This window comes from Dolichospermum circinale AWQC131C, from assembly GCF_000426905.1.
Lineage (GTDB): Bacteria > Cyanobacteriota > Cyanobacteriia > Cyanobacteriales > Nostocaceae > Dolichospermum > Dolichospermum circinale.
Genome location: NZ_KE384604.1, coordinates 12,016 through 12,388, shown reverse-complemented (window position 1 = coordinate 12,388; position 373 = coordinate 12,016). Strand labels below are relative to the sequence as shown.

The following is a 373-nucleotide window of genomic DNA, read 5'->3' as shown; positions in this document are numbered from 1 at the left end:
AGGCATTTAACCCCTGTCACCATAAATACTTTCTCGGCTGATTGCTTCATCAGAAAGGTTTGGGAAATTCAGATTTTTGTGACTCTCTACCCATGCTTGAAATGCAGCTATCTTTTGTTCTGGAGTAGCAGTTTCATCAACCTGAGTTTCTTGTTGCGGTTTTACCAATTGCGTTAGTATTCTATCTAAATATGGTTTAATTTCTTCAGGATTACGGTTAGTTATATCAACCAAAATTTGAGTGATTGTTTCCAAATCCTGTTTATGTGATTCTTGTAAAAAATGCAAAACGTCTGTATTCATAACTTGAGTTATTTGTGAATATTTTTACCTAAATTCCTAAACTTCCAGGACGGGGAAATCCCGCCTCTAT

1 protein-coding gene is annotated in these 373 nt (G+C 35.7%); it reads right to left on the bottom strand.

All coding sequences use genetic code 11. The features are described 5' to 3' along the window. Positions 1–6: 6 nt before the first annotated feature. Positions 7–303, bottom strand: coding sequence for a hypothetical protein (locus ACIR131C_RS0108590; protein WP_051347516.1), 297 nt, complete (start codon positions 301–303; stop codon positions 7–9). Between the last annotated feature and the right edge of the window lie 70 nt (positions 304–373).